The organism is Nocardioides sp. Root1257, assembly GCF_001425175.1.
Taxonomy (GTDB): domain Bacteria; phylum Actinomycetota; class Actinomycetes; order Propionibacteriales; family Nocardioidaceae; genus Nocardioides.
Genome location: NZ_LMDV01000008.1, coordinates 1174408 through 1199093 on the forward strand (window position 1 = coordinate 1174408; position 24686 = coordinate 1199093).

Below are 24686 nucleotides of genomic sequence, written 5' to 3' on the forward strand. Positions count from 1 at the left end.
TGATCGGCGGATGGCGACGTACATCGGCTTCCTGCGGGCGATCAACCTCGGTGCGAAGCGGAAGTTCCCGAGGGCCGACATCGTCGCCGCCGTCGAGGCAGCCGGGTTCACCGAGGTCGAGACCTACATCAACACCGGCAACGTCCGCTTCGACACGACGATGCGCTCGCGGGCGAGGATCGAGGCCGCGCTGGAGAAGGCGTTCCTCGAGGACCGTGGCTTCGAGGTGCCGACCATGGTCTTCACCCAGAAGGAGCTGGTGGAGATCGCCGACCACGCGTCGTCCTTCGGGCACGGCGGCAAGCACTACGTGTCGCTACTCAAGGACGCGCCGACGGCGGCTGCCGTCAAGAAGGTCGAAGAGGTGAGCACCACGGAGGAGATCGCGAAGGTCGGCGGTCGCGCCGTGCACCTGCTGCTCGGCGACAACTACCACGAGGCCAAGCTGACGAACGCGACGATCGAGAAGCACCTCGGGGTCGCCACCAACCGGAACCTGACGGTGATCAGGGCGCTGGCGGAGAAGTGGTGCTGACCGGGCTGACCCGCCGCAGGTCGCGCACCGACCGGGACGTCAGCGTCAGCAGCGCGCCGACGACGTAGACGACCCCGCCGACCAGGAGCACGTCCTGGGTGCCGAACGTGGCGGCGAGCGGGCCGAAGCTGAGCTGGCCGACCGGGATCGCCACGAACGAGCCGAGCATGTCGTAGGAGTAGGCCCGCGACAGCATCTCGTCGGGCACGTTCTCCTGCATCGCCAGGTTCCAGCCCAGGCTGAAGACCTCGATGCCCATGCCGGCGGCGAACGCCGCGACCATCACCCAGGCGGTCTGCGGGTGCAGCCCCATCACCACCAGCGGCGCGCCGAAGAGGGCGACCCCGATCATCCCGGTGAAGAGCGGCCGGCGGAGCGGGAAGCGCAGCATCAGCAGGGTCATCGTGAACAGCCCGACCGCCTGGGCCGACATGATCAGTCCCCATCCGTGGGCGCCGATGTCGGTCTCGTTCGCGAGCACCGGGCCGAGGGTGTCGAGGCCGCCGGCGTGGATCACGTTGAGGAAGCCGAACGCGAGCACGACCACCCACAGCCACGTCGTACGCCGGAAGAAGTCCCAGCCCTCGACGAGCTCGCGGACCAGGGACGGCTCGACGCCACTGCTGGCGCGGGCCGGGAGCCGGACCGGGACGAGCAGCAGGGCGGCGACCAGCCAGGTGACGGCGTCGACGGCGAGTGCCCAGCCCGGTCCGACGGTGACGACCAGGCCCGCCGAGACCGACGGACCGAGGATCGCGAGGGCGTTGCGCATCATCGACAGCAGCACGTTGGCGGGCTGCAGCTCCTCGCGCGGCACCAGCGCCGGCACGATGCCCGCGAGCGCCGGCAGGCTCATCGCCGACAGCGTGCCGTTGATCGCGGACAGCACCACGAAGTGCCAGAGCTCGGCATGGCCCGACAGCAGCAGGACGGCCAGCACGCCCTGGCTGATCCCGGCGCCGACGTTGGCGATCTGGATGACGAGCGTCCGGCCGAGCCGGTCGGCCACGACGCCGCCGAGCAGCAGGAACACCACCTGCGGGATGCTGTGCGCCGCCAGCACCAGGCCGAGCGCGCCGGGGGAGTCGCTGACGTGCAGGACGGCGAACGCGAGGGCGACCGGCGCCATCGTCGTACCGGCCAGGTTGACCGAGCGGGACAGGAAGTACCACCGGAACCGCGGCTCGCGCAGCGGGCTGAGCGCGGTGGAGGTGAACATCTCGTGGCAGATGATGCCAGCCCTTGTGCGGCGCGGTCGGGGCGAGATAGGACTGTGGGGCTCTGATCCGTTCTCGGGAGGAATCGTCAGTGTCTGACTCGTCTGTGCCCATGCCGTCTCGCCGTGCCGTCCTCGGCGGCGTCACCGGAGCCGCGGCCCTGGCCGCCGCCGGCTACTCGAACCCGGCGTACGCCGGTGGACCCCACGGCCATCACGGCCACCACGGCCACCACGGGCCCGACCGGGCACGCCTGACCGTGCTCGGCACCACCGACCTGCACGGCAACGTCGTCAACTGGGACTACTTCAAGAACGCGGAGTACGACGACGCCGCGCACAACGACATCGGGCTCGCGAAGGTCGCGACGCTGATCAAGGCGGTGCGCCACGACCGTCGCGGCGAGCCGATCCTGACGCTCGACGCGGGCGACACGATCCAGGGCACGCCGCTGGCGTACTACTACGCGAAGATCGACCCGATCACCTCCGGCGCCGTGCACCCGATGGCGCGGGCGATGAACGCGGTCGGGTACGACGCCGCCGCGCTCGGCAACCACGAGTTCAACTACGGCCTCGACACGCTGCGGACCTTCGAGGGGCAGCTCGACTTCCCGCTGCTCGGTGCCAACGCCGTCGACCCGGCGACCAAGCGGCCGGCCTTCCCGCCGTACATCATCAAGCACTACAAGGTCGGCCGCGGTCGCTCGATCAAGGTCGGCGTCCTCGGACTCACCAACCCCGGCATCGCGATCTGGGACAAGGCCAACGTCGAGGGCCGGATGGAGTTCCCGGGCCTGGTCGAGCAGGCGAAGAAGTTCGTGCCCGAGCTGAAGCGTCGGGGCTGCGACCTCGTCGTGATCTCGGCGCACTCGGGCGCGGCCACGTCGTCGTCGTACGGCGACGCGCTGCCCTACCCGGAGAACGCCGCGTCGCTCGTCGCGGCCCAGGTGCCGCACGTCGACGCGATCCTGGTCGGGCACGCGCACCAGGAGATCGCGCAGCAGTACGTCGCGAACGAGACCACCGGCCAGCAGGTGCTGCTGTGCGAGCCGTCGTACTGGGGGCGCCGGCTGGCGGTGATGGACTTCGTCGTGGAGGAGACGCGCTCGCGCGGCGGCCGGGGCTGGCGGCTGGTCAGCGCGACCTCGCAGGTGCTCAACTCCAACGCCGTCGCGGAGGACGCGCGGGTCGCCCGCGCCGTGCGCGAGCAGCACGACACCACCGTCGCCTACGTGAACTCGCCGGTCGGCACCTCCGCCGCGGCGATGTCCGCCGCCCGCGCGGTCGTCGAGGACGTGCCGATCATCGACTTCGTCAACTACGTCCAGGCAGACGCGGTCAAGGCCGGCCTGACCGGCGCCGACGCCGCGCTGCCGGTGCTCTCGATCGCGGCCCCCTTCAACCGCGCCGCGTCCTTCCCGGCCGGGCAGGTCACCATCCGCGACGTGGCAGGGCTCTACATCTACGACAACACCCTGCTCGGGGTGCGGGTCTCCGGTGCGGACGTCAAGGCCTACCTCGAGTACTCCGCCCGCTACTTCAAGCAGGTGTCGGGCACCGGTCCGTTCACGCTCGACCAGGTGACCAATGCCGTCACCCCCACCGCCCCGACCGGCACCCCGGACTACAACTTCGACTCGGTGGCCGGGCTGGACGCGCCGCTGACCTACGACATCGACATCGCCGCCGCCCCCGGCTCGCGGATCGTCGGGCTGTCGTACGCCGGCGTACCGGTGACCGATGCGCAGCAGTTCGTGATGGCCGTCAACAACTACCGGCAGTCGGGCGGCGGCGGCTTCCCGGCCGTCGCCACCGCCCCGGTCGTCTACAACCGCCAGAACGAGATCCGCCAGCTCCTCATCGACTGGGTCACCGCGAACGGCACCATCGACCCCGCCGCCTTCGCCTCCGTCGACTGGCGCCTCACCTCCGGCGGTACGCCAATCACCGTGAGCTGAGCCCGCCGTCTCGCTCCCGCATCGGCTGTAACGCGGGGTTAGACCCACTGGTGACCCCGTTCGAACGGGGTGCCTAGTGGTCCTAACCCCGCGTTACAGCCGGCGAGCGGCCGCGAGCCATCCACAGACACGCCCCTGACCGGGTTCTCCACAGGCCAGCTCCACGGACCAGCTCGGGGGGAGCGGCGGCGCGCACGCTGCCTGAATGCAGCCGAAGTTCGCTTACTACCTCACCCACCAGCACGGGCTGATCCGCCGGCGCCAGGTGCTGGCCGCCGGCATGACCGTGCAGCAGATCGCGACGCTGGTCCGCGGGCGCGAGTGGGTGGTCATACGCCGGGGTGTCTACACGACGCGGGCGCACTGGGAGTCCCTCGACCGCTACGTCGGGCGGCCGCAGCTCGAGGTGTGGGCGGCCGTCCTGCAGATGCAGACGCCGCACATCGTCAGCCACGACTCCGCGGCGTACCTGCATCGACTTCCGATCCTCGAGGCGAAGCCGAGACTGGTGCACATCACCCGGATCGGCGCGCTCGGTGGGCGGACGCGGCACGGGGTGAAGCACCACAAGGCGCCGGTGCGGACCGAGCGGATCGAGTTCATCGACGACCACCCAGTGCTCGACCTGCCGCGGACCGTCGCGGACATCGGTCGCGAGCACGGCCTGCGGCACGCGGCCGTCGCCGCGAACTCGGCTCTCCGGCGCGGCGTGTCACGAAACGCGCTGCGCGAGGCCGTGGCGGAGATGCGTTGCTGGCCGTACGTGACGGTGCCCCGGCTCGCGGTCGAGTGGGCGGACGGGCGGTGCGAGAACCCAGGTGAGGACCTGACGATGCTGATGCTCAAGCAGCTGGGACTCGGGTTGGTGCACGCGCAGTTCGGCATCCAGGAGCGCGGTCGGGTCGCGTGGGTCGACTTCCGGATCGGGCGGCACCTCGTCGAGTTCGACGGACGCCACAAGTATCAGCGCGACGCGGACGGCGGGTACGCCGACCGGCCGGCCGAGGAGGTCGTCCTCGACGAGAAGAACCGCCAGGACTGGTTGTGCGGCTTCAAGCTGGGCATGTCTCGGGTCATCTGGTCCGAGGTGCAACCGGACACCTGGGACGAGACGCAGCTCCGACTCCACCGCGAGATCACCGACACGGCACGCAGGTTCGGGACGTCCGTCGACGACCTCGCGCCGTACGTTATCCGTCGGCGGCGCCGCTGAGCAGGGTCGGCTCGGCGCCTACTCGCCGCGGAAGACCGGCCTCCGGCCGGCCGCGAAGGCGTCCAGCCCCTCGGCGAAGTCGGCGGTGGTGAAGAGGGCGCGCTGGCCGGAGTGCTCGCGGTCGAGGGCGGCCTCCAGGTGGGGGAGCGTGGCGGCGTTGATGGCCTTCTTGATGCCGCTCTGGGCCAGCCCGGGGCCGGCAGCCAACCGTCGTGCGAGGCGCGCGACCTCGTCGGCGAAGGAGTCGTCCGGCGCGACGTGGGTGATCAGCCCGCACGCGAGGGCGTCGGGCGCCGACAGCGGCTCGCCCAGCAGCGCGATCCGCATCGCCCGTGCCCGTCCGACGGAGGCGGCGACGGTGGCCGATGACCCGCCGTCGGTCATCAGCCCGATCCGGGAGAAGGGCAGCAGGAAGGCGGCCGACTCCGCGGCCACGATGATGTCGGAGACGAGGGCGGCCGAGCAGGCGACGCCGGCCGCGATGCCGTTGACGGCCGCCAGCACGGGGACCGGGCAGTCGACGACGGCACGGATCACCCGGTTGGCGGCGTCCATGGTCTCGACCGGGTGCTCGGGCGCGAGCTGCAGCAGCTCCATGTCGGCACCGGCGCTGAACCCGCGGCCGGTGCCGGTGACCACCACGGCACGTACGTCGTCGCGGGCCCGGGCGCCCTCGAGCTCGCTCGCGAGGGCGGTCATCATCTGACCGTCGACGGCGTTCAGGACCTCGGGCCGGTCGAAGGTCAGCCAGAGCACGCCGTCCTCGACCCGGACCAGCAGGTGGTCAGACAACGGACACCCCGGCGGCACGCATCTCGTCCAGCGCCGCCGCCGTCGACTCCGGTGCGACGCCCGCGCACAGGTCCACGATCAGCCGCGTCTCGAACCCGGCACCCACGGCGTCCAGGGCGGTCGAGCGCACGCAGTAGTCGGTCGCGATCCCGCAGACGTCGACCGTGGTCACCTCGTGGGAGCGGAGCCAGTCGACCAGGCCGACGCCGTCGACGGTGCTCCCCTCGAAGCCGGAGTACGCCGCGGTCTGCTCGCCCTTGAGGAAGATCGCGTCGAAGGGCTGCGGGTCGAGGTTGGGGTGGAACGCCTCGCCGTCGGTGCCGACCCGGCAGTGCACCGGCCACGACTCCGCGTAGTCGGGCTCCCGCGACCAGTGCCCGCCCGGGTCGACGTGGTGGTCCTTGGTCGCGACCACGTGGTCGTACGCCGGGGAGTCCGGCCCGTGCGCCGCCCAGGACCGGAGCAGGGCCCCGATGTCGGCGGCGACCCGGGCTCCACCGGTGACGGGCAGCGAGCCGCCCTCGCAGAAGTCGTTCTGCACGTCCGTGACGATCAGCGCGCGCTTCATGCTCGCGAGCGTATCGGTCACTCGTGGATCGTCGGGATGACCGGCTCGCCGCGCGACATCTGCTGGACGGCCACCGGCAGCTCGCCGCGCGAGCCCAGGTGGCGCGAGCGCGCGGCCTCCAGCGACTCCCGTCCGACCACCTCGCCCGACCGCACCAGCGGCACCAGCAGCGCGCGGTCGTCGCCGTCGTCGGTCGGCCGGTGGCCGATGCCGACGACCTCGGCCTCCGCCACGCCGGCCGCCGTACGCCGGCGCAGCGCGTACTTCCGCCCGCCCACCGAGATCTTGTCGACGCTCTTCTTGGCCACGGACTCCAGCTCGCCGCCGGCCGACTCGCGCGCCACCAGCTTGTAGACGAAGCCGCAAGTCGGGTGGCCGCTGCCGGTGACGAGCTGCGTGCCCACGCCGTACCCGTCCACGGGCGCCGCGGCGAGGGAGGCGATCGCGAACTCGTCGAGGTCGCTGGTGACGATGATCCGCGTCGACGTCGCCCCGAGGGAGTCGAGCAGCTCGCGGACCCGCACGGCCTGGACCCCCAGGTCGCCCGAGTCGAGGCGGACGGCCCCCAGCCCCGGCCCGGCGATCTCGACACCGCGGCGCACGGCGGCCTCGACGTCGTAGGTGTCGACGAGCAGCGTGGTGTCCGCGCCGAGCGCGTCCACCTGGGCACGGAACGCGTCGTCCTCGGTGTCGTGCAGCAGGGTGAAGCTGTGCGCGCTGGTGCCGGTGGTGGGCACGTCGTACCGCTGCCGCGCGGCGAGGTTGGAGCTGGCCGCGAAGCCCGCGACGTACGCCGCGCGCGCTGCGGCCACCGCCGCCTCCTCGTGGGTACGCCGCGAGCCCATCTCGATGCAGGGCCGGTCGCCGGCAGCGAGCGTCATCCGCGACGCCGCGGAGGCGATCGCGGAGTCGTGGTTGTAGACCGAGAGCAGCACGGTCTCGAGCAGCACCGCCTCGGCGAAGCTCGCCTCCACGATGAGCACGGGGGAGTAGGGGAAGTACGTCTCGCCCTCGCCGTAGCCCCACACATCGCCGGAGAAGCGGTACGACGCGAGCCAGTCGAGCGTCGGTCGGTCGACGACGTCCTCCAGCGCCGCCAGTGTCGACGCGTCGAAGGTGAAGCGCTCGATGGCGTCGAGCGCGCGGCCGACACCCGCCACGACGCCGTACCGACGCCCCTCGGGGAGCCGCCGTGGGAAGAGCTCGAAGACCGAGCGACGGTGCGCCGTGCCGGAGCGCAGCGCGGCCTGGAGCATGGTCAGCTCGTAGTGATCGGTGAGCAGGGCTGTTGACCGGGTCACGGCAGGAGGCACGTGGGCCAGTGTGCCAACATTGGCGGTGTGACCGCGCCCGTCGAGGTCGAGCCGACCGCCACCCCCGATGAGATCGTCCAGACGGCCAAGCCGTGGGTGACGATCGTCTGGAACGATCCGGTCAACCTGATGTCCTACGTCACCTACGTCTTCCAGAAGTACTTCGGCTACTCGAAGAAGAAGGCGGAGAAGCTGATGTACGAGGTCCACGAGGAAGGCAAGTCCGTGGTCAGCCACGGCAGCCGCGAGGAGATGGAGCGCGACGTGCAGGCGATGCACGAGTACGGCCTCTGGGCGACCATGGACCGTCAGGAATGAGTGGGTTCCACCGGCACCGCCGGAGCAAGCTGATCATCGCGAACTTCTCCGGCTTCGAGGCCGACCTGCTGCGCTCGCTCGCCGGCCAGCTCGTCGAGCTGCTGCGCAACGAGGCGGCTGTGCCGCGCGACGACGTCGACCCGTTCGAGGCCCTGATGGACTTCTCCGGCCCGACCCAGGAGCCCGAGGACCCGGTGCTGGCCCGGCTCTTCCCGACGGCGTACCCCGACGACGAGGAGGCCGCGTCGGAGTTCCGCCGCTTCACCGAGGGCGGGCTGCGTGACGGCAAGGCGGCCGCGGCCGTCGCGATCATCGACGGCCTCGAGGAGGCCGGCCTCCCGCAGGAGCTCACCGAGGACGGCCTGATGATCGACGTCGAGCTCGACGCGCCCACCGCGGAGATGTGGATGCGCTCCTTCACCGACCTGCGCCTGGCGCTGGCCACCCGGCTCGAGATCGAGGAGGGCGACGAGGCCTACTGGCACTCGCTCTCCGACGACGACCCGCGCGCCCAGGCGCACGACATCTACGAGTGGGTCGGCTACCTGCAGGAGACCTTGGTGGGAGCGTTGAGCGCATGAGCCCGATCCCGCCGTACGTCGTCGAGATGCGCTCCCTGATCGGGAAGCGCGAGATGTGGCTGCCGGGCATCACCGCGATCGTCGTCCGCGGCAGCGGGGCCGACACCGAGGTGCTGCTCACGCTGCGCGCCGACAACGGGGAGTGGGCGCCGATCACCGGCATCCTCGACCCCGGCGAGGAGCCCGCCGTCGGGACGGCTCGCGAGGCGTTCGAGGAGTGTGGCGTCGAGGTGACCGTCGACCGGCTCGCGTCGGTGGGCGTGAGCCCCCAGATCACCCACACCAACGGGGACCTGGCCGTCTACCTCGACCTGACGTTCCTGTGCACCTGGGTCTCGGGGGAGGCGCGGGTCAACGACGACGAGAACGTCGACGTCCGCTGGTGGCCGACGACCGCGCTCCCGCCGATGGCGGACTGGCTCGTCGAGCGGATCGACGACGTCCTGGCGGACGAGACCGCCGCCCGCTTCCGCACCTGAGCCTCGTAGGCTGGACCGGTGCTGACCATCGACCGAGCGACGTACGACGGCATCGTCGCCCACGCGAAGCGGGACCACCCCGACGAGGCGTGCGGCGTCGTGGCGGGGCCCGAGGGCAGCGACCGGCCCGAGCGCCTGGTCGAGATGGTCAACGCGGCCGGGTCGCCGACGTTCTACGAGTTCGACTCCACGGACCTCTTCCAGCTCTACAAGGAGATGGACCAGAACGACGAGGAGCCGGTGGTCGTCTACCACTCCCACACGGCCACCGAGGCCTATCCCAGCCGCACGGACATCGGCCTCGCGAGCGAGCCGGGGGCACACTATGTGCTGGTGAGCACCCGGGAGCACGGGAATAACGAAGGCCCCGTGGAGTTCAGGTCCTACAGGATCGTCGACGGCGAGGTGACCGAGGAAGAGGTCACGGTCGTGGACGAGCTGACAGCAAGCAACTGAGGAGTCACAGAGCCATGGCCATCGAGGTCCGCATCCCCACCATCCTGCGCAACTACACCGACGGTGAGAAGGCGGTGAGCGCCGACGGCGCCAGCCTGAGCGCGCTGATCGACGACCTCGAGGCCAACCACCCCGGCATCAAGGACCGCCTGATCGAGAACGGCGACCTGCGCCGCTTCGTCAACGTCTACGTCAACGACGAGGACGTGCGCTTCATCGGCGGGCTCGAGGCCGAGCTCAGCGACGGCGACCAGGTCGTCGTGCTCCCGGCCGTCGCCGGCGGCTGACAGCGATGGCCGAGCGTCGTACCTTCGTCCTCGTCGACGGCGAGAACATCGACGCGACGCTCGGCAACTCCCTGCTGGGCCGACGCCCCGCGCCCGAGGAGCGACCCCGCTGGGAGCGGGTGACGGAGTTCGCGGAGCGCACCTGGGGCCAGCCCGTCACGGGCCTCTTCTTCCTCAACGCCAGCAACGGCAACCTGCCGTCGTCGTTCGTGCAGGCGCTGCTGGCGATGGACTACCGCCCCATCCCGCTGGCAGGCACGTCGGACCAGAAGGTCGTGGACGTCGGCATCCAGCGCACCCTGACGGCGCTGCTCTCGCACGACGACGCCGACGTGCTGCTCGCGAGCCACGACGCCGACTTCGCCGAGCACCTCGGCGACCTGCTCGGTGCGGGCCGGCGGCTCGGCCTGATCGGGCTGCGCGAGTTCATGAGCAACCAGCTGACCGGGCTGGGCGTGCCGCTCTTCGACCTGGAGGACGACGTCAACGCGTTCATCCAGCCGCTGCCGCGGGTGCGGATCATCCCGCTCGCCGAGTTCGACCCGGAGAAGTTCCTCAGATGACGCGCTACGACAACCTGCTCGCCTCCGTCGGCGGCACCCCGCTCATCGGGCTGCCGAGGCTGTCGCCGAGTCCCGACGTACGCCTGTGGGCGAAGCTCGAGGACCGCAACCCGACCGGCTCGATCAAGGACCGCCCGGCCCTGAAGATGATCGAGGAGGCGGAGAAGGACGGCACCCTGCGCCCCGGCTGCACCATCCTCGAGCCGACGTCGGGCAACACCGGCATCTCGCTCGCGATGGCGGCCAAGCTCAAGGGCTACCGGATCGTCTGCGTGATGCCCGAGAACACCTCCGAGGAGCGACGTCAGCTGCTCCGGATGTGGGGCGCCGAGATCGTGTCGTCGCCCGCCGCGGGTGGCTCCAACGAGGCGGTCCGGGTCGCCAAGCGGATCGCCGCCGAGCACCCCGACTGGGTGATGCTCTACCAGTACGGCAACGCCGCGAACGCCCGCGCGCACGAGGAGGGCACCGGACCCGAGCTGCTGGCCGACCTGCCCTCGATCACGCACTTCGTCGCCGGGCTCGGCACCACCGGGACGCTGATGGGCGTGAGTCGCTACTTCCGCGGCGCCAAGCCCGACGTCCGTATCGTCGCGGCCGAGCCGCGCTACGGCGAGCTCGTCTACGGCCTGCGCAACCTCGACGAGGGCTTCGTGCCCGAGCTGTACGACGCCGAGCTGATCGACACCCGCTTCTCGGTCGGCCCGCGCGACGCCGTACGCCGGGTGCGCGAGCTGCTGGAGCTCGAGGGCATCTTCGCGGGCATCTCGACGGGCGCGATCCTGCACGCCGCGCTGGGCCAGGCAGCGAAGGCGGTCAAGGCCGGCGAGAGCGCCGACATCGCGTTCGTGGTCGCCGACGGCGGCTGGAAGTACCTGTCGACCGGCGCCTACGAGGGCACCATCGACGATGCCGAGAGCCGCCTCGACGGCCAGCTCTGGGCCTGAAGCTCTAGGCCTGAAGCTCTGGGCCTGACGTCGGATCAGCTGACGTCGAGGTCCTGCTTCGCGTCCAGCTCGCTGCCCGGGATGGCCTTCATCCCCAGCAGGTCGAGCGACAGGTTGCCCAGGTCGCCGTTGCGCACCGGCTGACGCTTCGCGGCGTACCGGGGCCGTCCCGTGCCCGGGTCCCGGTAGTCCGGGTTGAGCGCGTAGAGGTCGCCGGCCGTCACGCCGGGACCCCAGACGAGGAACGGGATGCGGTAGTTGGCCAGCACCTTCGGGGTGTGCGTGGTCCGGCCGGGCATGAAGCCGTGGTCGGCGGTCAGGACGACGACGACGTTGTCGAGCGACGGGTCGCCGTCGATGGTCGCGAGCACCTCGCCGAGGTCCCGGTCGGTCTGGCGGACGGCGGAGAGGTACTGCGCCGACATGCCGCCGTACTCGTGCCCGAAGCGGTCGGGGAGGGAGACGTGCAGGAACGTGAACGCCCGGTCGGTCGAGGCCAGGTCGGCGGCGGCCCGGCGCACCAGGGCCGTCTGGTCCTCGTTGACGAAGAACCGGTCGATGCCGCGGGGCCACGAGCGCTCGTAGAGGCCGAACTTCTCCTTGGTGGAGAAGAGCGCGGTCCGGTCGCCGGCGGCGTGGACGACACCGAAGACGGACTGCACGGGGTGGCCGGCCGCGCGGCCGACGGTCATCCTGCGGCGGTCGTCGTCCCAGGTGACCCCGTGGCCGCCGTGCCGGCGGTCGACGCGACGGCTGGTCATCATCCCGGTGTGGTTGGGCAGGGTCACGTTCTGCTCGAACTCGGTGCGCGCGTTCAGCGTCGAGGCACCCTCCGACAGGAGCCGGTGGAAGGTCGGCGCGCCGGCCGAGCCCAGCCGCCGGATCGCGTCGGTGTTCAGCCCGTCGACCGAGATCGCGAGCACGCGCGTCGCGCTCGGCGCGGGCTCGTGCCGGACCGAGGCGGCCGGCGTCTGCGCGCCCGCGCAGGCGGGGGCGACCAGGGTCAGGGAGAGGGCGCAGGCAACGGCACCGAGACGCGAGAGCATGCCCCCGACGCTACCTGCCGACCGCTCCGTGACCGGCATCTCCAGTGACGTGGGTCGCGCGGGCCGCGCGGTGACGGTCCGACGCTCTAGCCTTGCCTCCGTGCACGACCTGACCAGCGCCGACCCGAGGGATCTCCCGATCGGCATCTTCGACTCCGGGTTCGGCGGGCTGACCGTCGCCCGGTCGGTCATCGACCAGCTGCCGCACGAGTCGATCGTGTACGTCGGCGACACCGCGCGCCAGCCCTACGGCCCCAAGCCGATCGGCGAGGTGCGCGAGTACGCACTGGAGTGCCTCGACCACCTCGTCGCGCTCGGTGTGAAGGCACTGGTCATCGCGTGCAACTCGGCGAGCGCGGCGATGCTCCGCGACGCACGCGAGCGGTACGACGTGCCCGTCGTCGAGGTGATCCTGCCGGCGACCCGTCGCGCTGTCGCGGCCAGCCGCACCGGGCGGATCGGTGTGATCTGCACCCGCGCCACCGCCGAGTCGATGGCGTACGACGACGCGTTCGCCGCCGCTCCGCACGTCGAGCTCGTCACCCAGGCGTGTCCCCGCTTCGTCGACTTCGTCGAGGCCGGCGTCACCGGCGGCGACGAGCTGATCGGCGTGGCCCACGAGTACCTCGACCCGCTGATCTCCGCCGGCGTCGACACCGTGATCCTCGGCTGCACCCACTACCCGCTGCTCACCGGCGTCATCTCCTACGTGATGGGCGACAACGTGACGCTCGTCAGCAGTGCGGAGGAGTGCGCGAAGGACGTCTACAAGATGCTCGTGGGCACCGACCTGATGCGGCCGGGCGGCGACCCGTCGTACACCTTCCTCACCACCGGGTCGCCGGCCGAGTTCGAGTCCATCGGCAGCCGGTTCCTCGGTCCGGAGCTGGGGGCGGCCAAGCAGTTCGTCGGGGGCCTGGCGTGAGGCTGACGATCATCGGCTGCTCCGGGAGCTACCCCGGCCCGGACTCCCCGGCCAGCTGCTACCTCCTCGAGGGCGAGGCTCCGTCCGCCGAGGGCGGCCGGACGTGGCGGGTGCTCGTCGATCTCGGCAACGGCGCGCTCGGCGCGCTGCAGCGGTACGTCGACCCGCTCACGATCGACGCCGTCCTGCTGAGCCACCTGCACGCCGACCACTGCCTCGACCTGTGCGGCTACTACGTGATGCGGAAGTACCACCCCACCGGTCCGCAGCCGCGGATCCCGGTCTGGGGGCCGCCCGGCACCGCCGAGCGGATGGCGCGCGCCTACGACCTGCCGACCGACCCGGGGATGACCGCCGAGTTCGACTTCCAGACGTGGGCGGACCCGGTGACGATCGGCCCGTTCACGGTGACCCCGGTGCCGGTGACCCACCCGGTGCCCGCGTTCGGCCTGCGGATCAGCGCCGGCGGCGTCACCGTCGGCTACACCGGCGACACCGGGCCCTGCGCCGCGCTCGACGAGGTCGCCCGGGACGCCGACCTGCTTCTCGCGGAGTCGTCCTTCCTCTCGAGCGTCGACAACCCGCCCGACCTGCACCTCACCGGTGCCGACGTCGGTGCCGCGGCGACGAGGGCCGGCGCGCGCCGGGTCGTGCTCACCCACGTGCCGCCCTGGCACGACCCCGAGGTCTCGCTGGCCGAGGCGCGGACGACGTACGACGGTGCCGTGGAGCTCGCGGTCGCCGGGGCGACGTACGACCTCTGAGGGCTCCGCAGCTGCCGTCGAATTGACCCAGATGGGTCACGCCGCGCTCGGGTGCCAGCGGTCTCCTGAACAGACGAGTCGGACCATCGCGGTCCGGACGGTCCCGAGGAGCCCTCATGCGCCTGCCCCGCATCACCCCGTCCTTCGTCATCAGCATCGTCGCGCTCGGCGTGGCCACGAGCGGCACGGCGTACGCCGCGGGCGTGCTGCCCGGCAACAGCGTCGGCACCCCGCAGCTGAAGAGCAACGCCGTCGTCTCCGCCAAGGTGCGTGACCACACGCTCACGGCCCAGGACTTCAAGCGCGGGCAGCTGCCGAAGGGCGCGAAGGGCGACCAGGGGATCCAGGGTGTGCAGGGGGAGAAGGGCGTGCAGGGCGAGAAGGGCGACAAGGGTGACAAGGGCGACAAGGGCGATCCCGGCTCGGCGGTCGGCTGGGTGACGGTCGCGTCGGACGGCTCGGTCTACACCCACGGCGGCTCCCTGGGGACCCCGACGATCACGCATCCCTCGACCGGGCTCTACTGCATCACCGGCACCGGCTGGGTGCAGCAGGGTGGTCCGTACGCGGTGACGCCGATCAACTCCGGGCAGGGTGGTCAGGCGACCCTCAACCCGTACTTCTGGGGCAGCGGCTGCAACGCGGCCGGCTACAACATCACCGTCTCGACGTTCAACGCGAGCGGGACCCTCGCCAACAGCTACTTCACCCTGACCAAGCTGGGTTGAGCGTCGGCGTCCCGATCTCCCGACGTCCTCCGGACTTCGCTAGCTCAGTCCGGCGTCGTGGGTGCAGATGGCGATCTGCACCCGGTTGGTGACCTGGAGCTTGTCGAAGAGCCGGGAGACGTGCGCCTTCACGGTCGGCACCGACAGGTGCAGCTCGGAGGCGATCTCGGCGTTGCTGAGGCCGCGTCCGATGGCCAGGGCGACCTCGTGCTCGCGTTCGGTCAGGGCCGTGAGCCGGCGCTGGGCGTGCGCGGCGCGCTCGCGGCCGGTGTCCGGCTCGGCGCTGTCGGCGCGGAGCCGGCGGATCAGCGTGCGGGTGACCGAGGGGGACAGCATCGGCTCGTCGTCGACGACCTTGCGGATGGCCGCGACGATCTCCGGGGGCGGGGTGTCCTTCAGCAGGAACCCGTCCGCGCCTGCGGCCAGTGCCTCGACGACGTGCTCGTCGGCGTCGAACGTGGTCAGCACGATGACCCGCGGCGGGTCGGGTCGGGCGTGCAGCTCGCGGGTCGCGGCGAGCCCGTCCAGCCGCGGCATCCGGATGTCCATCAGGACGACGTCGGGGCGCAGCTCGGCACTCAGCCGGACGCCCTCCCAGCCGTCGGCCGCCTCACCGACGACCTCCAGGTCGGCCTGGCCGCCCAGCATCAGCCCGAGCGCCGAGCGCACCAGCGGATCGTCGTCGACCACCAGGACCCGCGTCGCCGAGACGTTCACGCTCCCCACGGTATCCATCCGTGCAGCACGAACATCGACCCGTCGCGCCGGGCGTCCAGCCGGCCGCCGCGCAGCTCGGCCCGCTCGGTCAGGCCGATGAGACCGAGTCCGGCGCCCGGGGTCTGGGTGGGACCGAAGCCGAGCGGGTTGCGCAGCAGCACGTCGATGCCGTCGTCCGGCGTGCCGGTGATGCGCACGGTGAGCAGGGCGCCGGGGGCGTGCTTGCGGACGTTGGTCATCCCCTCCTGGACGATCCGGTAGACCGTGCGCCCGGCCGCGTCGGGCATCCGCGGGCCGTCCTCCGGGACCAGGTCGTCGAGGTCCACCCGCAACCCGCTGTCGCGAGCCTCGGTGACCAGGCACGCGAGGTCGGCGTACGTCGGCTGCGGCGCGCTGTGGCGCTCGCCGGTCTCGTCGCGCAGCACCCCGAGCACGTCGCGCAGGTCGGTCAGCGCCTCGTGTGCCTGGTCGCGGATCACGCCGGCGCTGGCGCGGGTCTCGGCGGGCGTCAGGTCCTCGCGGTAGGCCAGCGCGCCGGCGTACATCGAGATCTGCGAGATCCGGTGGGCGAGCACGTCGTGCATCTCGCGGGCGATCCGGGCCCGCTCGGTGGTCCGCGCCTGGACGACGCGGAGCTCCTGCTCGGCCTCGGCGCGCTCGGCCCGGTTGCGCAGGGTCCAGATCAGCTCGCGACGCGAGCCGATGTACAGGCCCCACGCGAGCACGGCGGCGGTCGCGACGACGTTGACGGAGAGGGAGACCCAGACGGAGTCGTCGTCGGTCGGCAGCACCGTGCTGAAGAACTGGCTGGCGGCGAACGCGACCGAGCCGACGAGGGCGATCTCCCGCCACCGGCGCCGGGACGCCAAGGAGACGACCGCGAGCACGGCCGGCCCGGACGCCGTGCCGGAGACGGCACTGAAGAGCGAGAGCACCAGCGCGATGGGGACCGGCCACCGGCGACGGTAGAAGACGAGGACGAAGGAGATCGCGCCGAGCAGCAGGTCGGCCATGACCCAGAGCTCGGAGATGCGCTCCTGGTCGCTGGAGACCGGGAGCCAGGCGACGGCCGAGATGGCCAGCATCAGGACGACGCGCCACACGTGGCTCCAGAGCCGCAGCGGCGGCTGGTAGTCCTCGGGGGCGGGGCGGTCCACGCCGCAAGGCTAGGCCGCGCCCGCTCCCGACGGACCGGCCGTGGGTCGCTGGTGACCCCCTACTAAGGTCTCGCGGCACGCGCCCGACGAAGGATGTTTCTGGCGGCGCGGTACGGCAGGCTGGACCCATGATCACCGTCGAAGGACTCACCAGGAAGTACGGCACGTTCACGGCAGTGGACGACGTGAGCTTCGTCTGCCAGCCCGGACGGGTGACCGGCTTCCTCGGTCCCAACGGCGCCGGCAAGACGACCACGATGCGCATCATGGTCGGCCTCACCGCGCCGACCGCGGGGCGGGTGACCATCGGCGGTCACCTCTACCAGGACATCCCCAACCCGGGCCGCCACGTCGGCGTTCTGCTCGACGCGTCCGCGCAGCACGCGGGCCGCACCGGCCGCGAGATCCTCGAGCTCGGCGCCCGCACGATGGGCCTCGACGGCTCCCGGGTCGACGAGATGCTCGAGCTGGTCTCGCTCACCCCGGGCGAGGCGAAGCGCCGCCTGCGCAACTACTCGCTCGGCATGAAGCAGCGCCTCGGCATCGCCCACGCCCTGCTCGGCGACCCGTCGGTGCTGATCCTCGACGAGCCCGCCAACGGCCTCGACCCGGCCGGCATCCGCTGGATGCGCGGCCTGCTCAAGGGGTACGCCGAGCGCGGCGGCACGGTGCTGCTCTCCAGCCACCTCCTCAACGAGGTCGAGCTGATCGCCGACGAGATGATCCTCATCGGCCACGGCAAGATCGTCGCGCAGGGCGACAAGAAGTCGCTGCTCGCCGGCGCCAAGGGCTCGGGGACGACGTTCGTCACCGCGCTCGACAACCAGGTGCTCGCCGAGGCGCTCCAGGCCAAGGGCTTCGTGGTCGCCGGGGCGGGCGACGGCCTCCGGGTCGAGACCGAGCCGGTCGAGGTCGGCCGCACGGCCGCCGAGAAGGCGATCGTGCTCACCGACCTGCGCGCCGCCGACGGCGGCCTCGAGGACCTCTTCCTCGAGCTCACCTCCGACACCCAGCGCGAGGGCATGGCATGAACACCCCACGAAACTGCGCGCTTCCCCCGCTTCGCTCCTCCAGCCCACACTTCCGAGGGGACCCCGCATGAGCACCACCGCCCCCGGCCTCGGCCACGCGCTGGACATCTCCTCGACGTCGCCGACGCCCTTCTCGCGCCTGGTCCGGGTCGAGCTCCGCAAGACCTGGGACACCCGCGCCGGTCTCTGGCTGCTGATCTCGACGGCCGTCGTCACCGCCCTCGTGATGGTGATCCAGCTGGCGGTCGTCGTCGCCAACGACCTGCAGGTCTCCTACAACGACTTCCTGACGTCGACGAACTTCTCGATCGGACTGCTACTCCCGGTCATCGGCATCCTGCTGCTGACGAGCGAGTGGAGCCAGCGCACCGCGATGGTGACCTTCTCGCTCGAGCCGCGGCGTCCGCACGTGATCGCTGCGAAGTTCGTGGTCGGCATCGGGCTGGCCGTCGTGGCGGTGATCATCGCGCTGGTGCTCGCCACGATCTGCAACGCGCTGTACGGCGCACTGTCCGGTGACACGGTCGTGTGGGACCAGAGCGCGGAGCAGACGGCGTACTTCGTGCTGCTCCAGGTGATCGGCATGCTGACCGGCTTCGCGTTCGCGGCCCTGCTGCTCAACTCGCCGGCCGCGATCGTGCTCTACATGGTCTACTCGTTCGTCCTGCCGGGGCTCTTCGGCCTGGGCGCCGCACTGATCGGGTGGTTCGAGAAGATCCAGCCCTGGATCGACTTCAACGACGCGCAGACCGGGCTCTTCGACGGCAACGGGATGTCGGGCGACGACTGGGCCCACTTCGCGGTGTCCGGATTCATCTGGCTCGTCGTGCCGCTCGGCATCGGCATCGCTCGGGTGCTCCGGGCGGAGGTGAAGTGAGATGAGCGCGACCACCCCCGCCCTGGGCCACGCGCTGGACATCTCCACGACGAGGCCGACGCCGTTCTCGCGCCTGGTCCGGGTGGAGCTGCGCAAGTCCTACGACACCCGCGCAAGCTTCTGGCTGCTGATGGTGATCGGCCTGATCGTGCTGGCCACCGAGGTCATCGTCCTGATCGTCACGACGGTCAACGACGAGTCGATCCAGTTCGGCGACTTCATCGGCGCCGCCGCGTTCATGACGTCGTTCCTGCTGCCGGTGCTCGGCATCATGCTGGTCACCAGCGAGTGGGGCCAGCGCACCGCGATGGTGACCTTCGCGCTCGAGCCGCGACGTCCGCGGGTGATCGCCGCGAAGGCGGTCGTCGGCGTGCTCCTCACCCTGGCGACCGTCGTGGTCGCCATCGTGCTCGGCCTGGTCTGCAACCTGGTCTACGGGGCGATCCAGGGCGACGCCGACTGGACCTTCGGCTGGGCGGGGTTCTTCGCCTTCATCGTCAACCAGACCTTCGCGATGCTCGGCGGGTTCGCGCTGGCCGCGCTGCTGCTCAACACGGCCGGCGCCATCGTCGTCTTCTTCATCTACAAGTGGGTGCTGCCGATCCTGATCGGGATCGGGGCCGCCCTGATGGCCTGGTTCGACAAGCTGGCGCCGTGGATCGACTTCCTCAGTGCGCAGAACGAGCTCTACGACTGGCCGCTGACCGGCGACCAGTGGGCGCACCTCGTCGTGTCCGGCTTCATCTGGCTGGTCATCCCGATCGTGATCGGCGTCTGGCGCATCCTGCGCGCCGAGGTCAAGTAGACCCGACCCGTCACGCAACGTTGACCGACACGACACCTCGTGGCGGTCGGCGGGAACCGGGCCCGGACACGCTGAGGGCATGTACCTGCGGCTGGCAGCCCTCGGTGACAGCACGACGTACGGCATCGGCGACCCGGTGCCAGGAGGCTGGCGGGGCTGGGCCCGGCTGCTCGCCGGCGCGCTCGCCACGACGTACGACGTCTCGGCCTGCAACGTCGCCGTCTCCGGCGCCACGGCCGCCTCGGTGCGGGCCGACCAGCTGGAGGCGGCGCTGACGCACCGGCCCGACGTCGCGTCGCTGGTGGTCGGCATCAACGACACGATGCGTTCCGCGTGGGACCCGGCCCGTCTGCGCGAGGACCTGATGACCTGCGCGGATGCCCTGCACGGGTCCGGCGCGCTGCTGCTGACCGCGCGCTTCCACGACCACGGCTCGGTGTTCGGGCTGCCCGGCGTGCTCCGGCGCCCGCTCGCCGAGCGGATCGAGGCCGTCAACCGCGTCTACGACGAGGTCCACGCGACGTACGGCGGCCTGCGCCTCGACCTCGCCGCGCGACCGGAGGTCACCGACCGCAGGTTCTGGTCGGTCGACCGGCTGCACCCGTCCGAGCTCGGGCACCGCGTCCTCGCCCACGCGTACGCCGGGCTGCTCGCGGAGGTCGGGTTCTCCTGCGAGCCACCGAGCCTGGTGACGGCCGGCGGCTACGACCCGAGCTGGCGGCGTGACCTGGCGTGGATGGCGACGGAGGGGGCGCCGTGGGTCGGGCGCCGGGCCCGGGACCTGGCCCCGTGGGCGGTGCGGATGGCGTGGTCCGAACGCACTAGGGTCACCACATGAGTGCGCGCGAGGACGGCAGGACCGACGACCAGCTCCGACCGGTGACGATCACCCGCAACTGGCTGGACCACGCAGCGGGCTCCGTGCTCATCGAGTTCGGCCGCACCAAGGTGCTGTGCGCCGCCTCCGCGTCGCCCGGCGTGCCGCGCTGGCGCAAGGGATCCGGCCTCGGCTGGGTGACCGCCGAGTACGCGATGCTCCCCGCGTCCACCAACACCCGCTCCGACCGCGAGTCGGTCAAGGGCCGCATCGGGGGCCGCACCCACGAGATCAGCCGGCTGATCGGCCGCTCGCTGCGGGCGGTCATCGACTACCAGGCGCTCGGCGAGAACACGATCCAGCTCGACTGCGACGTGCTTCAGGCCGACGGCGGCACCCGCACCGCTGCGATCACGGGCGCGTACGTCGCCCTGGCCGACGCGGTCGCCCACCTGCGCTCGACCGGCGCCTTGCCGGCCGGAGATGCAGCAAGTCCGTTGACCGGGTCGGTCGCCGCGATCAGCGTCGGGATCATCGACGGGGTCCCGCGTCTCGACCTCCCGTACGTCGAGGACGTCCGCGCCGAGACCGACATGAACGTCGTGATGACCGGCACCGGCAAGTTCGTCGAGGTCCAGGGCACCGCCGAGGGCGCGGCGTTCGACCGGACCGAGCTCGACGCGCTGCTGGCGCTGGCCGAGAAGGGCTGCGCCGACCTGACCCGCCTCCAGCAGGAGGCGCTGGCTCGATGAGGGTCTTCCTCGCCTCGCGCAACCTCAAGAAGATCGAGGAGATGGAGCGCATCCTGCGCGAGCACCTCCCCGAGGTCGAGGTCCTCGGCATCGACCAGGTCGACGGCTACGACGAGCCCGTCGAGGACCAGGCGACGTTCGAGGGCAACGCGCTGCTCAAGGCCCGCGCGGGCGTGCTGGCGACCGGCCTGCCGTCGCTCGCGGACGACAGCGGGCTCTGCGTCGACGCCCTCAACGGGATGCCGGGCGTGCTGTCGGCGCGTTGGTCGGGGCCTCCGAAGGACGACGCTCGCAACAACGAGCTCCTCCTCGCCCAGCTCGACGACGTGCCGGACGAGCGGCGTACGGCCCACTTCCACTGCGCGGTGGCGTTCTGCCACCCCGGGGGCGAGGAGCTGACGAGCGGGACGATGCCCGGACGGGTGATCCGCGAGGTGCGGGGAAGCGGCGGGTTCGGGTACGACGTGCTGTTCGAGGCCGAGGCGCGGCCGGGCCTGACGACCGCGGAGCTGAGCGTCGCCGACAAGGACGCGATCTCGCACCGCGGCTGGGCGCTGCGTCGGATGGCCCCGATCGTCGCCCGGATCCTGCGATGAGCCGACACTTCTTCGTCCGTCGCAACCTGGCACGCGTGCTGCTGAGGCTCTCGCGCTGGAAGACGGTCGGCGAGGTGCCGAAGAAGGGCATCCTGGTCGGCGCGCCGCACACGTCCAACTGGGACTGGGTCCTGACGATGCTGCTGGCGTGGGACAACAACGTGCAGATCCGGCTGCTCGTGAAGGACTCGTTCTTCAAGGGGCCGCTCGCCCCGATCATGCGCGCGTCCGGCGCCGTCGAGCTCGACCGGGCCAACCCCGGTGCGACGATCCGCGGCCTGCTCGCCGACGCCGAGACCGACGAGACGTTCCTGCTCGGCATCGCGGCCGAGGGGACCCGGAGCAAGGGTGAGTACTGGAAGTCCGGCTTCTACCGGATCTCCCAGCAGACCGGTCTGCCGATTACGCTGGCCTTCCTCGACGCGCCGTCGCGCACGGTGGGCTGGGGCCCGACCTTCGCCGTGACCGGCGACGTGGTCGCCGACATGGACAGGATCCGCGCCTTCTTCGCCGACAAGACCGGCATCAAGCCGGAGGGCACCACCGTGCCGCGGCTGCGCGAAGAGGGCTCTCAGGCGGGCTGAGCCGTCTTCGCCAGGTGCCGGGTGAGCACCACACCCCACAGCGCCGCGAACGCGAACATGAAGATCGAGTAGACCGCGGCCGGGATCGAGATCTGGGTGCTGTCGAGCACCTCGACCGCGACGTAGATCGCCAGGGTGGCGTTGTGGACCCCGATCTCCATCGAGGACGCGACCGCCTGCGCCTCGCGTACGCCGGCGGCGCGCGGCACGACGTACCCGGTGACGAGGGAGATCGCGCAGAAGAGCGCGGCGGCGAGACCGACGTCGGCGAGGTAGCCGGCCGCGTCCTCGCGCTGGTCGATGAGCACCCCGAGCACGAGGACCGCGAGGATCACGGCCGAGCCGATCCGCACCGGCTTGTCCATGCGCGTCGCGAAGCCCGCGGCACGGGCGCGCACGAGCATGCCGATCGTGACGGGCACCAGCACGATCGCGAAGACCTCCACGACCTTCGTGAACTGGAGCGACACGGTGTCGCCGAGGTCGTAGTGGCTGATCGCGAGGTTGGTGATCAGGGGCAGCGAGATGATCGAGATGATCGAGTTGATCGCGGTCAGCGACACGTTGAGCGCGACGTCGCCGCGGAAGAGGTGGCTGAAGAGGTTGGCGCTCGTGCCGCCAGGAGACGCCGCAAGCAGCATCATGCCGACCGCCAGCAGCGGCGGCAGGTCGAGCAGCTTCACCAGGCCGAAGCAGACCACCGGCAGGATGATCAGCTGGCAGGTCAGCGCGACGGCGACGGCCTTCGGCGCGCTCGCCACCCGGCGGAAGTCGGCCGGTGTGAGCGAGAGCCCGAGGCCGAACATGATGATGCCGAGCGCCAGCGGGAGGGCGACGGTCGTGAGCGCGGAGTCCATGCGCGGAGTCCAGTGACCGCCGTCACACCGTGGGTCGAAACGAGTGCCGAAGGGGGGACTTGAACCCCCACGCCCGAAGGCACAGGTACCTAAAACCTGCGTGTCTGCCAGTTCCACCACTTCGGCGAGCGGCGCTCAGTCTTCCATGGGCGCCCGATGGTGGTTTCGAGGCTCGGGCCCAGCGGCCCTCGCACCTCAACCACCACTCAGCGAGGCTCTTCGTCCGCGTGGTTGAGCTCGAGGTCCCGGCGTAGCTTGGCGACGTGGCCGGTGGCCTTGACGTTGTACTGCGCGAGGAAGACCTTGCCGTCCTCGTCGACGACGACCGTGGAGCGGATGACGCCCTCGACGACCTTGCCGTAGAGCTTCTTCTCGCCGAAGGCGGCGTACTCCTTCATCACGGTCTTGTCCGGGTCGGACAGCAGCGTGATGGTGAGGTGGTCCCGGGCGCGGAACTTGGCGAGCTTCTCCGGCTTGTCCGGGGAGATGCCGAGGACCTCGTAGCCCTCGGCCTTGAACGAGTCGAGGGTGTCCGTGAAGTCGCAGGCCTGCTTGGTGCAGCCGGGCGTCATCGCGGCCGGGTAGAAGTAGACGATCACCTTCCGGCCGAGGAAGTCGCTCAGCGCCACCTCTGCGCCCGTGTCGTCGGTCAGGGTGAACTCCGGGGCGGTGTCACCGGGGGAGAGGCGCGCGGGCTGGCTCACAGGTCGGAACTCCTTGTCGCAAGTAACTTGCAATAACGTAGGGTGGGCGATCTCGGCCCGTTCAATTTATCCCTGCAATTCATCGCCCGTGACCTCGCCACTGAGCAGGAGAGCGCATGCACGTCCCTGACGGCTTCCTGGACGCACCGACCTCGGCCGCCACCGGCGCCGTCGCGGTCGTGACGATCGGGGTGGCCCTGGTCAAGGCCCGCACCGAGCTCGACGACAAGACCGCGCCGATGGCGGGGCTGGTCGCGGCGTTCGTCTTCGCGGTCCAGATGCTCAACTTCCCGGTCGGCGTCGGGACCAGCGGGCACCTCATGGGAGGTGCGCTCGCAGCCGTGCTGGTCGGGCCGTGGACGGCGATCCTGTGCCTGAGCGTGGTCTTCATGGTGCAGTGCCTGCTCTTCGCGGACGGGGGCATCACCGCGCTCGGCACCAACATCACCCTGATGGGCCTCACGACGGTTGCCGTCGGCTGGCTGGTCTTCAAGGGCCTGCAGATGGTGCTGCCGAAGCGGATCTCCCTGGTGCCCGCCCAGGCCGGGATCGGCGCGCTGGTCTCGGTGCCCGTCGCCGCCCTGCTCTTCGTGGGGCTGTACGCCGTCGGAGGTGCGACCGGCATCGACCTCGGCAACCTCGCCACCGCGATGGTCGGGGTGCACGTCCTGATCGGCATCGGCGAGGGCGTCATCACCTTCCTGGCGATCGGCGCGATCCTCGCCGTACGCCCCGACCTCGTGTACGGCGCGCGCCCGATCCTCGAGCGCCGCGAGCTCGAGATCCGCACGCCCACGTCGGGAGCGGCGGCATGAAGCGCCCCAGCACCAGGCCCAGCACCAAGGTGGTCCTGGTCGCCGTCCTCCTGGTCGCCCTGGCCCTGGCCGGGATCGTGAGCCGCTTCGCCGACAGCAGCCCGGACGGCCTCACCAAGGTGTCCGAGGACCACGGCTTCGCCGGCAGCGGGCGGACCCACCAGGGCCTCTTCGACGGCTACGGCAGCCTGACCGGCGTCATCGGCGTGCTGGTCGTGCTGGCCCTGGCCGGCGGCGTCACGTACGTCGTACGCCGGCGCTCGCGGGACGACCGGTCCTGAC

General features: G+C 71.0%; 31 protein-coding genes and 1 tRNA gene. 22 read left to right on the forward strand and 10 right to left on the reverse strand.

The annotated features are described in order from the left end of the window. The first annotated feature begins 10 nt into the window (after positions 1–10). Positions 11–535: a DUF1697 domain-containing protein gene (locus ASC77_RS13700; protein ID WP_056153580.1), complete on the forward strand. Its 525-nt coding sequence runs from the start codon at positions 11–13 to the stop codon at positions 533–535. Here ASC77_RS13700 and ASC77_RS13705 read toward each other — a convergent pair. Next, the gene (locus tag ASC77_RS13705) at positions 507–1754 is read right to left on the reverse strand and encodes an MFS transporter (RefSeq protein WP_056153583.1); all 1248 of its coding nucleotides are present in this window, start codon (positions 1752–1754) and stop codon (positions 507–509) included. The two genes, ASC77_RS13700 and ASC77_RS13705, sit on opposite strands and share 29 nt — an antisense overlap. Before the next feature lie 110 nt (positions 1755–1864). On the opposite strand from ASC77_RS13705, the gene ASC77_RS13710 reads away from it, so the two are divergent. Together ASC77_RS13710 and ASC77_RS13715 are read left to right on the forward strand one after the other, a co-directional pair. Beyond that, a complete protein-coding gene (locus ASC77_RS13710; RefSeq protein WP_056153586.1) occupies positions 1865–3712 on the forward strand; it encodes a bifunctional metallophosphatase/5'-nucleotidase in 1848 nt (615 codons plus the stop codon). A 205-nt stretch (positions 3713–3917) separates the two neighbouring features. After that, a complete protein-coding gene (locus tag ASC77_RS13715) occupies positions 3918–4925 on the forward strand; it encodes a type IV toxin-antitoxin system AbiEi family antitoxin domain-containing protein (protein WP_056153589.1) in 1008 nt (335 codons plus the stop codon). Between the two features lie 18 nt (positions 4926–4943). Here ASC77_RS13715 and ASC77_RS13720 read toward each other — a convergent pair whose 3' ends face one another. From ASC77_RS13720 to ASC77_RS13730, 3 genes are read right to left on the reverse strand one after another with little or no spacing between them, the layout of a single operon-like run. Continuing rightward, complete coding sequence (locus ASC77_RS13720) at positions 4944–5717, reverse strand: enoyl-CoA hydratase (protein WP_056153592.1); 774 nt, start codon at positions 5715–5717, stop codon at positions 4944–4946. Beyond that, positions 5710–6285 carry an isochorismatase family protein gene (locus ASC77_RS13725; protein ID WP_056154160.1) on the reverse strand — a complete coding sequence of 192 codons (576 nt, stop codon included), beginning with the start codon at positions 6283–6285 and terminating at the stop codon, positions 5710–5712. The genes ASC77_RS13720 and ASC77_RS13725 overlap by 8 nt, the downstream gene beginning before the upstream one ends. 17 nt (positions 6286–6302) lie before the next feature. Beyond that, positions 6303–7598, reverse strand: coding sequence for a nicotinate phosphoribosyltransferase (locus ASC77_RS13730; protein WP_156391070.1), 1296 nt, complete (start codon positions 7596–7598; stop codon positions 6303–6305). 27 nt (positions 7599–7625) lie between these two features. On the opposite strand from ASC77_RS13730, the gene clpS reads away from it, so the two are divergent. Genes clpS through ASC77_RS13765 form a run of 7 tightly spaced genes read left to right on the forward strand, consistent with a single transcriptional unit; the run spans position 7626 to position 11229 of the window. After that, positions 7626–7916 (forward strand): ATP-dependent Clp protease adapter ClpS, encoded by a 291-nt coding sequence (clpS, locus tag ASC77_RS13735; RefSeq protein ID WP_235547638.1) that lies wholly within the window; start codon positions 7626–7628, stop codon positions 7914–7916. Further along, the gene (locus tag ASC77_RS13740) at positions 7913–8497 is read left to right on the forward strand and encodes a DUF2017 domain-containing protein (protein ID WP_056153595.1); all 585 of its coding nucleotides are present in this window, start codon (positions 7913–7915) and stop codon (positions 8495–8497) included. The genes clpS and ASC77_RS13740 overlap by 4 nt, the downstream gene beginning before the upstream one ends. Further along, the gene (locus ASC77_RS13745) at positions 8494–8976 is read left to right on the forward strand and encodes an NUDIX hydrolase (protein ID WP_056153598.1); all 483 of its coding nucleotides are present in this window, start codon (positions 8494–8496) and stop codon (positions 8974–8976) included. Before ASC77_RS13740 ends, ASC77_RS13745 begins: the two co-directional genes overlap by 4 nt. Before the next feature lie 18 nt (positions 8977–8994). Further along, on the forward strand, positions 8995–9432 hold the full coding sequence (locus tag ASC77_RS13750) for a Mov34/MPN/PAD-1 family protein (RefSeq protein WP_056153600.1): 438 nt from the start codon (positions 8995–8997) through the stop codon (positions 9430–9432). Positions 9433–9446: 14 nt separating this feature from the next. Next, positions 9447–9719, forward strand: coding sequence for a MoaD family protein (locus tag ASC77_RS13755; RefSeq protein ID WP_056153603.1), 273 nt, complete (start codon positions 9447–9449; stop codon positions 9717–9719). A gap of 5 nt (positions 9720–9724) precedes the next feature. After that, positions 9725–10282: an NYN domain-containing protein gene (locus ASC77_RS13760; protein ID WP_056153606.1), complete on the forward strand. Its 558-nt coding sequence runs from the start codon at positions 9725–9727 to the stop codon at positions 10280–10282. Continuing rightward, positions 10279–11229, forward strand: a complete 951-nt coding sequence (locus ASC77_RS13765; protein WP_056153609.1) for a PLP-dependent cysteine synthase family protein — start codon at positions 10279–10281, stop codon at positions 11227–11229. The genes ASC77_RS13760 and ASC77_RS13765 overlap by 4 nt, the downstream gene beginning before the upstream one ends. A gap of 35 nt (positions 11230–11264) precedes the next feature. On the opposite strand, the gene ASC77_RS13770 is transcribed toward ASC77_RS13765, so the two are convergent. Beyond that, the gene (locus tag ASC77_RS13770; protein WP_056153612.1) at positions 11265–12275 is read right to left on the reverse strand and encodes an alkaline phosphatase family protein; all 1011 of its coding nucleotides are present in this window, start codon (positions 12273–12275) and stop codon (positions 11265–11267) included. A gap of 100 nt (positions 12276–12375) precedes the next feature. On the opposite strand from ASC77_RS13770, the gene murI reads away from it, so the two are divergent. From murI to ASC77_RS27240, 3 genes are all read left to right on the forward strand, one after another. Further along, positions 12376–13200 carry a glutamate racemase gene (murI, locus tag ASC77_RS13775; protein WP_156391072.1) on the forward strand — a complete coding sequence of 275 codons (825 nt, stop codon included), beginning with the start codon at positions 12376–12378 and terminating at the stop codon, positions 13198–13200. Beyond that, complete coding sequence (locus ASC77_RS13780) at positions 13197–13964, forward strand: MBL fold metallo-hydrolase (protein ID WP_056153614.1); 768 nt, start codon at positions 13197–13199, stop codon at positions 13962–13964. The genes murI and ASC77_RS13780 overlap by 4 nt, the downstream gene beginning before the upstream one ends. Before the next feature lie 116 nt (positions 13965–14080). Further along, positions 14081–14692: a hypothetical protein gene (locus tag ASC77_RS27240; protein WP_056153617.1), complete on the forward strand. Its 612-nt coding sequence runs from the start codon at positions 14081–14083 to the stop codon at positions 14690–14692. A gap of 39 nt (positions 14693–14731) precedes the next feature. On the opposite strand, the gene ASC77_RS13790 is transcribed toward ASC77_RS27240, so the two are convergent. Then, the gene (locus ASC77_RS13790) at positions 14732–15340 is read right to left on the reverse strand and encodes a response regulator (protein WP_414813184.1); all 609 of its coding nucleotides are present in this window, start codon (positions 15338–15340) and stop codon (positions 14732–14734) included. 65 nt (positions 15341–15405) lie between these two features. Then, positions 15406–16566 (reverse strand): sensor histidine kinase, encoded by a 1161-nt coding sequence (locus tag ASC77_RS13795; protein WP_056153622.1) that lies wholly within the window; start codon positions 16564–16566, stop codon positions 15406–15408. A gap of 128 nt (positions 16567–16694) precedes the next feature. On the opposite strand from ASC77_RS13795, the gene ASC77_RS13800 reads away from it, so the two are divergent. From ASC77_RS13800 to ASC77_RS13830, 7 genes are all read left to right on the forward strand, one after another. Then, complete coding sequence (locus tag ASC77_RS13800; protein ID WP_056153625.1) at positions 16695–17597, forward strand: ATP-binding cassette domain-containing protein; 903 nt, start codon at positions 16695–16697, stop codon at positions 17595–17597. 67 nt (positions 17598–17664) lie between these two features. Next, positions 17665–18474 (forward strand): ABC transporter permease subunit, encoded by an 810-nt coding sequence (locus ASC77_RS13805; RefSeq protein ID WP_056153629.1) that lies wholly within the window; start codon positions 17665–17667, stop codon positions 18472–18474. A 1-nt stretch (position 18475) separates the two neighbouring features. Beyond that, the gene (locus tag ASC77_RS13810) at positions 18476–19279 is read left to right on the forward strand and encodes an ABC transporter permease subunit (RefSeq protein ID WP_056153630.1); all 804 of its coding nucleotides are present in this window, start codon (positions 18476–18478) and stop codon (positions 19277–19279) included. Positions 19280–19358: 79 nt separating this feature from the next. Continuing rightward, positions 19359–20117 carry an SGNH/GDSL hydrolase family protein gene (locus tag ASC77_RS13815; protein ID WP_056153633.1) on the forward strand — a complete coding sequence of 253 codons (759 nt, stop codon included), beginning with the start codon at positions 19359–19361 and terminating at the stop codon, positions 20115–20117. Continuing rightward, the gene (rph, locus tag ASC77_RS13820) at positions 20114–20848 is read left to right on the forward strand and encodes a ribonuclease PH (RefSeq protein WP_056153636.1); all 735 of its coding nucleotides are present in this window, start codon (positions 20114–20116) and stop codon (positions 20846–20848) included. Before ASC77_RS13815 ends, rph begins: the two co-directional genes overlap by 4 nt. Further along, entirely contained in the window at positions 20845–21444 is a 600-nt protein-coding gene (gene rdgB / locus ASC77_RS13825) for an RdgB/HAM1 family non-canonical purine NTP pyrophosphatase (RefSeq protein ID WP_056153638.1), read from the forward strand. The genes rph and rdgB overlap by 4 nt, the downstream gene beginning before the upstream one ends. Next, on the forward strand, positions 21441–22028 hold the full coding sequence (locus ASC77_RS13830; protein ID WP_056153641.1) for a lysophospholipid acyltransferase family protein: 588 nt from the start codon (positions 21441–21443) through the stop codon (positions 22026–22028). The genes rdgB and ASC77_RS13830 overlap by 4 nt, the downstream gene beginning before the upstream one ends. Here the strand turns inward: ASC77_RS13830 and ASC77_RS13835 are convergent. The 3 genes from ASC77_RS13835 to bcp form a co-directional block, all read right to left on the reverse strand. Next, positions 22016–22885 (reverse strand): bile acid:sodium symporter family protein, encoded by an 870-nt coding sequence (locus ASC77_RS13835; protein ID WP_056153643.1) that lies wholly within the window; start codon positions 22883–22885, stop codon positions 22016–22018. The genes ASC77_RS13830 and ASC77_RS13835 overlap by 13 nt on opposite strands. 44 nt (positions 22886–22929) lie before the next feature. Beyond that, positions 22930–23011 (reverse strand) — tRNA-Leu (locus ASC77_RS13840). A gap of 80 nt (positions 23012–23091) precedes the next feature. Then, positions 23092–23589: a thioredoxin-dependent thiol peroxidase gene (gene bcp, locus ASC77_RS13845; protein ID WP_056153647.1), complete on the reverse strand. Its 498-nt coding sequence runs from the start codon at positions 23587–23589 to the stop codon at positions 23092–23094. Between the two features lie 116 nt (positions 23590–23705). On the opposite strand from bcp, the gene ASC77_RS13850 reads away from it, so the two are divergent. Then, entirely contained in the window at positions 23706–24404 is a 699-nt protein-coding gene (locus ASC77_RS13850; protein WP_056153649.1) for an energy-coupling factor ABC transporter permease, read from the forward strand. After that, positions 24401–24685 carry a PDGLE domain-containing protein gene (locus ASC77_RS13855; RefSeq protein WP_056153652.1) on the forward strand — a complete coding sequence of 95 codons (285 nt, stop codon included), beginning with the start codon at positions 24401–24403 and terminating at the stop codon, positions 24683–24685. Before ASC77_RS13850 ends, ASC77_RS13855 begins: the two co-directional genes overlap by 4 nt. Position 24686: the final 1 nt, after the last annotated feature.